This is a genomic window from Collimonas humicola (assembly GCF_018304945.1).
Taxonomy (GTDB): Bacteria; Pseudomonadota; Gammaproteobacteria; order Burkholderiales; family Burkholderiaceae_D; genus Collimonas; species Collimonas humicola.
This window is the reverse complement of the sequence record NZ_JAGQEE010000021.1, coordinates 1-1,281: the sequence shown is the minus strand read 5'-3', so window position 1 is coordinate 1,281 and position 1,281 is coordinate 1. Positions and strand designations below refer to the sequence as shown.

The 1,281-nt window shown below is 53.4% G+C and carries 2 protein-coding genes; both read right to left on the bottom strand.

Annotated features, from left to right (window positions below):
• Positions 1-41: 41 nt before the first annotated feature.
• Positions 42-860, bottom strand: a complete 819-nt coding sequence (locus KHU30_RS24990) for an IS3 family transposase (protein WP_329956718.1) — start codon at positions 858-860, stop codon at positions 42-44.
• A complete protein-coding gene (locus KHU30_RS24985; protein ID WP_211445292.1) occupies positions 839-1,201 on the bottom strand; it encodes a transposase in 363 nt (120 codons plus the stop codon). The genes KHU30_RS24990 and KHU30_RS24985 overlap by 22 nt, the downstream gene beginning before the upstream one ends.
• Positions 1,202-1,281: the final 80 nt, after the last annotated feature.

Below are 1,281 nucleotides of genomic sequence, written 5' to 3'. Positions count from 1 at the left end.
TGGACTGAACCCCTCGGGCTGGACCAAGGTTGAACTAGAAACTAAGCCGCTTGCGGAGCGTGTTGTGCCTCGAACTGGTTGGGTGATTGATAACCAAGCGCGGAGTGCATGCGTTTGTCGTTATAAATCTGTTCAATGAAATACGGCAATCTACTTGCGACATCGTTGAATGTCTCGTAGCCGGCCAAATAGACTTCTTCAACCTTCAGCGTCTTCATGAAGCTCTCGGCTTGTGCGTTGTGATACGGATTGGCCGGTGCACTCATCGATCCGATTAATCCTAGTTCGACCAGTGCATCACGGTATAGAGCGCTGGCATATTGACACCCGCGATCCGAATGATGAATGCAGGTACCCGTCACAGGCCGCCTGGCCGAATAAGCTGCGTTCAATGCTGCAAGAGCCAGCGGCGTGTCTATTCGTTTAGATAAAGCATAGCCGATCACTTTGCGACTACAAGCATCCAGGATCACCGCAAGATAGATGAAGCCGGACGTAATGTGAATGTATGTGATGTCTGCCACCCAGACACGATCAGGCGCCGTTGGGATGATATTGCGATAAAGATTCGGGAACGTCGCCAAATCGGGCTCGGCTCCTGATGCCGGTTTAAAACTTCGCCGGCGTCGGACGTTCAGTCCGTTCCCCTTCATTACCCTGGCGACGCGCTTGTGATTGATGACATGACCTTGTGCCTTGAGCTCCAGAGTGACGCGGCGGTAGCCATATCCCGGAAATACGTCATGAATGTCGTCAATCAACGCAATCAGAGCAAGGTCGTCGATTGGTTGCTGTGTCTCGCCTGATCGATAATAGTAAGTGCTACGCGGCAGATTGATCATTTGGCATCCCCGTCGAATGGAGCAGGCTTCGGGCCGCTGACGATCGATGAGTTCTCGCTGTCGCTGACGAGTCGTAGCCGAGGTGTTTTTTTAAGGAGATCGAGTTCCATGACGAGCTGGCCGATCTTGCGCTCCAAGGCCGCAATCTGTGCTTCGTACTCTGCAACTGTCGAAGCGGCGGCATCTTCCTTATCCAGCTCACCGCGATCAAACTGCGTCAGCCACATTTGCACGAGGTTGGCTGACAGGTTATAGGTCTTGAGCGCCTCACGGCGCCCAAGTTTACCCGTCCGAATATCCGTGCAAAGCTGGATTTTAAATTGCGGGCTATGCCGCCGATAAGGTCCTCTTGCTGACATGGTGTCGCTCCTCCTGAGAAGGCTCGACAAGCGTATCACTTCCTCTCGTGGCCTTGGTCCAGCCCGAGGGGTTCAGTCCA